Here is a 9,368-nt window from a genome sequence, read left to right as displayed (position 1 = left end):
CGCCGCCATCCCAAAAGAAGGAATCATTCCATGCCATGTTCTGAATGGCCGGAGAGTTGCGCACGCCAAGACGGTCATCTACGCCGTGGCTCAACTCGTGCCCGTGATGTGTAAAGGCTGCTGTTTGCTGGTGACAGGTACCGCAGCCAATCAAATTGGTCCGCGATAAAATTCCATCATAGAACAGGAACCTTCCCAGCTGCACGCCTTCCTCTGTCAGCGGGTTGCGCGAGAGGTCATAGACCGGGTCGGGAAAACCCACTGGCTTGGTCCAGGCAAGTGGCGTGGGCCCGGTTTTGACCGGCTCAGGCTCCTTCTCGGCAGGCTTTTCACAGGCCAGGGATGCAGTAAGTAAAAGAAGAAACAGGATTGTTTTATTCACTTATATTTTGCGGTCAGGATCAATGAATGTGGTCCAGGGTAAACATATTGACATAGTTATTGGCGATCTGCTGCGATTTTTCCGGTTGGCCGCCCATGATGCTGTTGTATTGGGCTATACTGATGTTGGTGGCTGGCCCGTCAAAAACTTTCAGTACATCGACCAGAAAATGCACTTCGGGCGTTTCACTTTTCGTAACAGGCGCTTTCAGCGTCCCGAAGCTGACCTTTACCACCCTGGTATTATTGACAGTCCTTTCGTTGTAACCTCCAAAAAGACCAATATGGTAATAGAACTTGCCGTTTACCGGATTGCCTTTGGAAGAGCTTCCTTCCAGTTTGACAAAAATGTAACCTGAATTCCAGGCCCAGTACATGCCATCATCCATCATGGATCCGGATGGGTCAAGTACTCCCTGACGCTTTTCAATCGGGGCGGTGTTGCGCGTACTGTCAACGCCCACCATAAATTCCGCCGCAGTATAATCCCCAACTGGTACGTTATTCAAAGTCACAAACTGTGAAGTTTTGGTGTCTTCCTTGATCAGAAAGTAACTCGAATCCTGTGGGACCGTGAATACACTGCCATCAGCCTTGGTCAGTTTGATGTTGGAGATGAAGTAGTTGAACTTGGTCACGATGAAATCTTCTCCTGAAGCATTTTTGTAGGTGACCCCGTTTAAGACCAGGTTTTTGTCTCCTACAACATTATCGAATTCGATGCGGAGTTTGCCGCCATTTGACGCGCTGGGTTCAGGGTCAACAGAAGGGCGCGAGGAATCAGAGCATGAGCTAGCTGAAAACAAAATGGTTACTGCAAAGAACGCAGCAAAGCATTTATAGAAAATACTTTTCATATGGATGAAATAGTGGAATGCCAGGCGCTTTTCAAGCACAGCAAGTCCATCTTAGATAAAAAGAAATAAGGAAAAAACGCCTGTGAATACAGGTGTATGTATGTAAGCTTGCAGCCTTAGGCCAGCGGCGGATGGAAAATACTTTCAGCCGCAATACGGCCCAAAAATGCAGATTTATAAAAAAAGGCAGGGGTAGGATAGTCTTCCAATGTCACTTGCGGCAAACCAAAAGCATATGAATTTGAGGAATCCATTACCTGATAGATCAGACTGGACATGTAATCCTGCTGGGCCTGCCGCTCCTGTTGTTTTTCGGCTTCTGCCAGCTTTTTAGCCAGGTAACACTTGCCATTGCAATTAAGCTTGGGCCTGTCCCTGTTGATGCACAATGCTTTGGAGATATAATCCTTCCTTATTTCATAGTCCAGGCATACCAATGGGATCACCCATGCTTTCACAAGCATCAGCATCAAAAGGCCCAGGCCAATCCATTGTTTCTTGGAACTATTCAATTTGGTCAATTATGACTTTACAATAACGTTTTACAAAAGTAGCCACGAAATACTAAAATATCACGCTAACAACGATTTAAACTACTTATTCTGGCAAAATGCGGTGAGGGTGAATGGTTATCCCAATATGAATCTATAATAAGATGCATCGTAAGGTGGATTCTAACCTTACTATTACCGTTGAGGTCTTCAGACAATACTCGCAAAGATAGTTATACTAGTTGCACGAGAGCGCATAAGTAATTTATGCTCTGAAAGGCTTTTATTGTTGCTAACTAGCTGGTAACTAGTTGTGGTAAGCCCCTCAATATGGTAATCTCAGGTAAAGTTTGAGGTAGGCAAAAGCCATACTCATTACACAATAATTACCCAAAGTCTGCTAAAAATCCAGGATAAGTCTGCCGAAATTTAAGATGATCTTAAGAATTCCTTAAGTCAATTTATAGGACTGCGGCCCTTCATTTACATACTGAATTAGTTGCGATCAATTAGCTTTACAGTAATCATCCAATCAGACTTGAATGAGAACCTATGAGAATCCTGATAATAGAAGATGAAAAAGGAATACTGAATTTTCTAAAACAGGGTTTGGAGGAGGAGTCTTATGCTGTGGATACTGCGTCGGATGGTAAAGCGGGCCTGGATATGGCACTTACCGGTGAGTATGATTTATTGTTGGTAGACTGGATGTTGCCCAGCAAAAGTGGCGTGGAGATTTGTAGGGAATTCCGGAAACATTTTGCTAAAACTCCGGTCATTTTCCTTACTGCACGCGACACCGTTCAGGATACGATCTTTGGATTGCAGTCTGGTGCCAACGATTACATCAAAAAGCCTTTTAGTTTCGACGAACTTTTAGAGCGCATCAAGGTTCAGCTGCGACCGGTTACAGGTGAGCAGGCTGAATTTACGCTTGGCCCCATTCGCATCGACACTTTGTCGCATCAGGTTTTCAGAGAAACAGAAGAGATAAAACTTACACAAAAGGAGTTTGCACTGCTGGAATATCTTTTGAGAAACAAAGGGAAGGTTTGCAGGCGCAGCCGGATCATTGAGAGTGTATGGGACATCCATTTCGACTATAACACAGGTGTGATCGATGTCTATATGAACGCTTTAAGGAAAAAGCTCAAACTTGCAAAGGAGGAAGACTATATTCAGACCGTCCGCGGTATCGGTTATATTGCAAAAGAGATCTGAACCGGGAAATATGACTACTTCCTTTAAAAATAAGATTGCCTTTAATTTCACGCTGAGTACGGCGATTTTAACTGCGGTTATTTTTTTTGTCATTTATCATATTGTGAGCCTTACGGTTTTTAATGGTTTGGAAAAAGATATCACTTTCCAGGCCGATAAACATTTTTACGAGGTGGGTGTAAAGGACGGTGTGCCTTACATTGCCGATAAGGAGGAATGGTTTGAAAAAGAACACCGTGAACTCGAAGTTAATCCGGTGTTTGTGCAGATAACGGACACGAACGGAACAGTCATTGAAAAATCACCAAACCTGAAGCTGGATTATTTGACAGCAGATCTGACTAAGAGAGACAAGGTGTTTTTTCAAACCAAATTGAAAGGGCTGGCCATTGCCCAGATTCAGGTTGCCTTAAAAGAAAGGGATAAATTAGCAGGTTATCTGATCGTTGCGATTCCGATAACAGGGTCTGAAAAAGTACTTGAAAATCTCAAAAGTGTATTACTGATTGCTTTCCCGATTGTGCTGCTTGTTCTATTTCTTGTCACGCGCCTGATCGCCGGAAAAAGTATTCAACCGGTTCTCAGTGTAATTGATACAGCGGGTAAAATAACCAATGAAAATCTTACGGCGCGTGTTCCGCTTCCGGCGGGAAAAGATGAGTTAAACAAGCTGGTTGTTACGATTAATGATCTGATGGATCGGATAGAAAGTGCCGTGGAACGTGAAAAACGATTTACTTCTGATGCTTCCCATGAGCTGAGAACACCCCTGGCGGTAATCAAAGGTACACTTGAAGTTTTGATCCGGAAGCCAAGAACCGCTGGGGAATACATTGACAAAGTTGCTTTGTCGATCAAAGAAATTGACAGGATCAGTTATCTGGTTGATCAGTTGCTTCTTCTGGCAAGATTCGAAAGTCAGAAAAAGGCGATGGATCATCAACGTGTGGATCTTTCTGAACTAACAGGTTCTATCCTGCAACGGCAGCAGCAACAAATTTTGGAAAAGGATCTGTCAGTAGAACTGATAAGCGATGAGCACACTGACGTTTATGCTGATCCGTACATGCTTGATATCATCATTGAAAACCTGATTTCCAATGCTATTAAATATTCGATCAGCAGGGAAAGCATTAAAATTGTCATCAGTCAGAGCGGTCAAAACGTGTCGTACGCTGTTATCGACAGCGGAATTGGTATTGCCGCCGATGAAATAGATAAAATACAAGAACCCTTTTACCGCGCCAGCCCCTTACAGCATCCCCAGATTAAAGGCAATGGGCTCGGGCTTTCGATTGTAAAAAGGATGTGCCAGCTCATGCAGATCCAGTTTAAGATCAAAAGCGCGATCGGTCAAGGTACCACTGCCGAACTTCTTTTTTAAGATAGGCTGATCAATGGTTTTTGCCCCTTTTTAGTCATATCTGTGATCCATGCAACCTATGGCTTATTGCGTGTAAATTTATCATGTGCTATTGAGGACATTTGTTAGGGTTTGGAAGAGCAGGTTATACTGTTCAGTCATTGCCGAATCTCTTCCAATGATTAAGAATTTAAGCTAACCTTAAGAATATCTTGAGGAAACGCTAAGGTAGCTCCACATACATTTGAGATATCATTCATACAACAATAACCCAATTACAATCATGGACCATAACATCAAAGACGACAATATAAACCGTCATGAATTTTTGAGAGAAATGGGTTTTGCCGGATCGGCCCTGGCTGCTGTTTATTTTGGTGCAAACCTGCAATCCTGCACGAATGAACGTGTGAGCCCGGCACCTACAAACCTGACGCTGGATTTAACCGCTTCCGAAAATGTGGCGTTGAAAAATAATGGGGGTTATGTAGTAAAAGATGGTGTTGTTATCGCCAAAAGTAATACCGCCGAATATATTGCTGCCACGCTTACATGCAGCCACGAAGGGAAAAACCAAATCATGTATCAGTCAGATCATTTTTACTGCCCGGCACATGGAGCAAAATATGACAACACTGGTAAAGGGCTCAACAGTGAAGGGAAAAAAGGCATCCGGGTTTATACAACCAGTCTGGCTGGCAACATTTTGACCATTACCGCTTAGGATAATATGAGAATGAAAAAATGTATAGCCGTTGCGATGCTGCTCATGGGCTCATCTGCATTTGCACAAGACGATTTATTAAAACAACTGGATCAGGCTCAGGATTCAGTGACTACATACAGTGCCGCCACCTTTAAAGGAACCCGGATTATCAATGGGCATTCAGTAGAAACGGTCGGAAAAAACAACATGGATTTTATTATTTCACACCGGTTTGGCGCTGTTAATTCCGGTGCAAATAATTTCTTCGGACTGGACGAATCTCAAATCAGGCTGGCATTGGAATACGGGCTTACGGACCGGCTGATGATCGGCATCGGCAGAAGCAGTTATCAGAAAACCATCGATGTTTTTGTGAAATACCGCCTTTTAAAACAGTCGTCGGGATTTAAAAATATGCCAGTATCCGTCACGCTTTTTGCCAGCGATGCTAATAATTCAAGCATTTCATCAACAGACCTTCCCTTTTACACGATTGCCCAGCGACAGACTTATACGTTTCAAGCGCTGATCGCCCGCAAATTCAGTGAGAAATTTTCACTTCAACTAACACCGACTATTGTGCACCGGAACCTGGCAGAAAATCAGATTGATGCCAATAATCTGTATGCATTGGGAATGGGCGGTCGTTACAAACTGACCAAACGCACTTCTTTCAACGTCGAATATTGGTATACACCAAAAACATTCGCAGGCACAACACAGCGGGATCCCAGATTTACAAATACCCTTTCACTTGGTTTTGATATTGAAACGGGTGGCCACGTATTCCAGCTGCACCTGACAAATTCAAGAGGAATGATTGAGAAACAGTTCATTGGACAGACCACTGGAAAATGGAACAGCGGTGATATTTTCTATGGCTTTAACGTAGCACGTACATTCAGTTTTGATAAAAGTAAAAAACACAAATCCAGTGGATACTAAAACATTTAGACTGATGCTGATTGTCATGGTCAGCCAGCTCATAGCAATTACCTCTTACGGACAATTGTATATGACCAAGACAGGTGAGACGAGTTTTTTCTCCGAAACACCGCTCGAAAATATCGCAGCAGTCAATAAACAGGTGCTGGTTATTCTGAACACGGCCAACGGGGAAATTGCCATTAAAATGCAGCAGCGCGGGTTTCATTTTCCAAACAAACTCATGGAAGAGCACTTCAATGAAAACTACATGGAAACCGAGAAATATCCGGCGGCGGTCTTTACGGGAAAAATTAAAGAGCCAATAGATTACAGTAAAGATGGAAGTTATGCAGTAAGTGTAGACGGGATCATGGACATGCACGGTGTGAAACAGAACCGGACACTGAAAGGCCAGCTTGCCGTATCAGGTGGGCAAATCACGATTACCTGCGCCTTCGATGTCAAACTTACAGACCACAAAATCGAAGTCCCTACGCTGGTGGTGGCTAAAATTGCGGAGTCTATTGCTGTTAAAAACAAGTTTGTGCTGATTCCTAAAAAGACAGCCTGACGAGCTGAAAAGAGTTGTTAAAGGAGTAATCTCATCATTAGATCAACCAAAACTTCTTCATTGAAAAAGCAGATTTCCATATTGTTGCTGGCCATTTACCTGTTTTCGAACTTTCATTTGATCGAACTGGTAAAAATACCTATGCTCATTGAGCACTACGGCCAGCATCAGAAATGGAATCAAAAATCTACTTTTATTGACTTTATTGTCCTGCACTACCAGCAGGCAATATCCGGGCATTCCGACTACGATCTGGACAAAAAACTACCTTTCCTTTCCGGCCAGGACCATCTGGCGATCTGGGTAACACCTATTTTTTCAAATCCAACATTTCTATTTCAGCCGGCTTTATTCTGTTATTTCTTGAAACGGGACAGCTTCCATCTCAATAGCCGGATCAATTCATCTTATCTGTCCGGGATATGGCAGCCTCCCAAGTATTGCTGATTTTTTAAAGGAACGCAGGTGATTGTCCTTGAAATGACTGCGTATCCATTTCAATTTTTTCTCAAATCAACAATACAATCATGTTAAATAAAATTATTGGCTTCGCTGTCAGTAACAAGCTCATCATAGGCCTGCTCGTCATTGCCCTGATCGGCTATGGCAGCTATGAGCTGACCCGGCTTCCGATTGATGCCGTGCCCGATATTACCAACAACCAGGTCCAGGTCATTACCGTCGCCCCTTCTTTCGGAGCGACGGATATCGAAAGGCTGGTCACTTTCCCCATCGAACAGGCCAACAGCAATATCTCCGGACTAAAAGAAATTCGCAGTTTTTCTCGCTTTGGTTTGTCGCTGGTCACCATCGTCTTTGATGATGCCACCGATATTTACTGGGCACGGCAGCAGGTTTCCGAACGGCTTTTAAAAGTTCAGACCATTATCCCTCCCGGTATCGGCACACCCGAATTGGGACCGATCAGTACCGGTCTTGGAGAAATTTACCAGTATGTCATTCGCCCGAAAGAAGGTTACGAACACCGTTATAACGAAACGGATCTGCGCACGATCCAGGACTGGATCGTCCGCCGTCAACTCCTGGGCGTGAGAGGCGTTGCGGAAGTAAGCAGTTTTGGAGGAAAATTAAAGCAGTTTTCCATTGAAATTGACCCGCAAAAGCTTCTTTCATATAACATTACGATCAACGATGTTTTTAAGGCATTAGAAAATAATAACCAGAATACCGGAGGCGCATACATCGAAAAAGGGCCAACTGTGCTTTACATCCGCAGCGAAGGATTGGTAGAAAATCTGGATGACATCAATAATATCTCTGTTAAATCATTGGCCGATGGGCAGCCATTGTTTATCAGGGATGTGGCCCAGGTAAAGACCAGCTTTGCAACCCGCTATGGCGCGATGACCTACAACGACAAAGGCGAGGTTTCTGGTGCGGTCGTGATGATGCTCAAAGGTGCCAACAGCAGCGAGGTTATTAAAAATGTAAAGCAGCGTGTGGCCCAGATCCAGACAACATTGCCCGAAGGTGTGGTGATAGAGCCTTTTCTTGACCGGACTAAAATGGTCAATAATGCCATTGGAACCGTTGAAAAAAATCTTTTGGAAGGTGCGCTGATCGTCGTTTTTGTACTCGTGCTGTTCCTTGGAAATTTCCGTGCTGGTCTGCTGGTCGCTTCGGTGATCCCGCTTGCTATGCTTTTTGCGGTGATTATGATGAATACTTTTGGTGTGAGCGGTAACCTGATGAGCCTTGGAGCATTGGATTTCGGACTGATTGTAGATGGTGCGGTCATCATCGTAGAAGCGGTGATGCACCAGATTACACATAACAAAAAATTTGCAGGTTTGGCGCGGATTACTCAGCAGCAGATGGACCAGGAAGTAAATGAATCCGCAGATAGGATGATGAATAGTGCCGTTTTCGGCCAGGTGATCATCCTGATCGTTTACCTGCCCATCTTTACTTTACAGGGAATTGAAGGAAAGATGTTCAAGCCTATGGCACAAACGGTTGCTTTTGCACTTTTAGGCGCGTTCATTTTGTCACTGACTTATATTCCAATGATGAGTGCTGTGTTTCTGAGCAAAAAAATCAAGACCCAGCCAGGCTTTTCTGACCGGATCATGGACAAGCTGGCAAAAAAATATCGCTATGCACTTGAACGGGTAATTGGTCATCCCAGATTGATCCTGATGTCGGTGCTGATCCTTTTTGGATCTTCGGTTTACCTGCTGACTACACTCGGCGGAGAATTTATTCCTGCTTTGGAAGAAGGTGATTTTGCCGTAGACACACGCGTGCTCACGGGCAGCAGCCTGACCACGACGATAGAAAACACAACGAAAGCAGCGCATATTTTGAAAACGCAGTTTCCAGAAGTTTTAAAAGTGGTTACCAAAATAGGAAGCGGGGAAGTTCCGACCGATCCGATGCCGATGGAAGCAAGCGATATGATGGTGATTTTGAAAAACAAAAGTGAATGGACATCTGCTAAAACCTTTCCTGAGCTTTCCGAAAAAATGGGAGAAGCGCTCAAAGAAGTGCCAGGTATTACAGCCGGGTTTCAGTTTCCTGTCCAGATGCGTTTTAATGAGCTGATGACAGGGGCACGTCAGGATGTGGTTTGCAAAATTTTCGGCGAAGATCTGGACACGCTGGCACTTTATGCAAAGAAACTCGGGACCATGGTCAACCAGGTTGAAGGCACGAAAAACTTGTATGTGGAAGCCGTTTCCGGTATGCCGCAGATTACGATACGTTACAACCGCAGTGCTTTGGCGCAGTACGGCCTGGACATTTCAGCCGTCAATAAAACGGTCAACACTGCCTTGGCCGGTCAGAGCACCGGGATGGTTTTTGAAGGCGAAAAACGGTTTGAGCTGGT

At 44.2% G+C, this 9,368-nt stretch carries 10 protein-coding genes; 7 read left to right on the top strand and 3 right to left on the bottom strand.

Annotation, left to right across the window (positions count from 1 at the left end; genetic code table 11):
- The 3 genes from ACTIE6_RS09885 to ACTIE6_RS09875 form a co-directional block, all read right to left on the bottom strand.
- Positions 1 to 382, bottom strand: a 382-nt coding sequence (locus ACTIE6_RS09885; RefSeq protein ID WP_439556481.1) for a cytochrome-c peroxidase, incomplete at its 3' end; no start/stop codon positions are given.
- A gap of 19 nt (positions 383 to 401) precedes the next feature.
- Positions 402 to 1,238: an MbnP family protein gene (locus ACTIE6_RS09880; protein ID WP_439556480.1), complete on the bottom strand. Its 837-nt coding sequence runs from the start codon at positions 1,236 to 1,238 to the stop codon at positions 402 to 404.
- 116 nt (positions 1,239 to 1,354) lie between these two features.
- Positions 1,355 to 1,750 carry a hypothetical protein gene (locus ACTIE6_RS09875; RefSeq protein ID WP_439556479.1) on the bottom strand — a complete coding sequence of 132 codons (396 nt, stop codon included), beginning with the start codon at positions 1,748 to 1,750 and terminating at the stop codon, positions 1,355 to 1,357.
- Between the two features lie 531 nt (positions 1,751 to 2,281).
- Between ACTIE6_RS09875 and ACTIE6_RS09870 the strand changes: the two genes are divergently transcribed.
- The 7 genes from ACTIE6_RS09870 to ACTIE6_RS09840 all read left to right on the top strand — a co-directional run.
- Positions 2,282 to 2,950 (top strand): response regulator transcription factor, encoded by a 669-nt coding sequence (locus tag ACTIE6_RS09870; protein ID WP_439556478.1) that lies wholly within the window; start codon positions 2,282 to 2,284, stop codon positions 2,948 to 2,950.
- A gap of 10 nt (positions 2,951 to 2,960) precedes the next feature.
- Entirely contained in the window at positions 2,961 to 4,334 is a 1,374-nt protein-coding gene (locus ACTIE6_RS09865; protein WP_439556477.1) for a sensor histidine kinase, read from the top strand.
- A gap of 316 nt (positions 4,335 to 4,650) precedes the next feature.
- On the top strand, positions 4,651 to 5,037 hold the full coding sequence (locus ACTIE6_RS09860) for a Rieske 2Fe-2S domain-containing protein (RefSeq protein ID WP_439556476.1): 387 nt from the start codon (positions 4,651 to 4,653) through the stop codon (positions 5,035 to 5,037).
- 12 nt (positions 5,038 to 5,049) lie between these two features.
- Positions 5,050 to 5,964: a DUF5777 family beta-barrel protein gene (locus ACTIE6_RS09855; protein ID WP_439556475.1), complete on the top strand. Its 915-nt coding sequence runs from the start codon at positions 5,050 to 5,052 to the stop codon at positions 5,962 to 5,964.
- A gap of 13 nt (positions 5,965 to 5,977) precedes the next feature.
- Positions 5,978 to 6,517: a YceI family protein gene (locus ACTIE6_RS09850; protein ID WP_439556474.1), complete on the top strand. Its 540-nt coding sequence runs from the start codon at positions 5,978 to 5,980 to the stop codon at positions 6,515 to 6,517.
- 60 nt (positions 6,518 to 6,577) lie between these two features.
- Entirely contained in the window at positions 6,578 to 6,964 is a 387-nt protein-coding gene (locus ACTIE6_RS09845) for a hypothetical protein (protein ID WP_439556473.1), read from the top strand.
- Positions 6,965 to 7,044: 80 nt separating this feature from the next.
- Positions 7,045 to 9,368, top strand: a 2,324-nt coding sequence (locus ACTIE6_RS09840; protein WP_439556472.1) for an efflux RND transporter permease subunit, incomplete at its 3' end; no start/stop codon positions are given.

It is taken from the genome of Dyadobacter sp. (assembly GCF_051859145.1).
GTDB lineage: Bacteria > Bacteroidota > Bacteroidia > Cytophagales > Spirosomataceae > Dyadobacter.
This window is presented reverse-complemented; position numbering and strand designations above follow the sequence as displayed.

Excerpts from the sequence above, each read along its gene's own strand:
- ACTIE6_RS09880 (WP_439556480.1), bottom strand. The coding sequence starts at position 1,238 with ATGAAAAGTATTTTCTATAAATGCTTTGCTGCGTTCTTTGCAGTAACC.
- ACTIE6_RS09870 (WP_439556478.1), top strand. The coding sequence starts at position 2,282 with ATGAGAATCCTGATAATAGAAGATGAAAAAGGAATACTGAATTTTCTA.
- ACTIE6_RS09865 (WP_439556477.1), top strand. The coding sequence starts at position 2,961 with ATGACTACTTCCTTTAAAAATAAGATTGCCTTTAATTTCACGCTGAGT.
- ACTIE6_RS09860 (WP_439556476.1), top strand. The coding sequence starts at position 4,651 with ATGGGTTTTGCCGGATCGGCCCTGGCTGCTGTTTATTTTGGTGCAAAC.
- ACTIE6_RS09855 (WP_439556475.1), top strand. The coding sequence starts at position 5,050 with ATGAAAAAATGTATAGCCGTTGCGATGCTGCTCATGGGCTCATCTGCA.
- ACTIE6_RS09850 (WP_439556474.1), top strand. The coding sequence starts at position 5,978 with ATGCTGATTGTCATGGTCAGCCAGCTCATAGCAATTACCTCTTACGGA.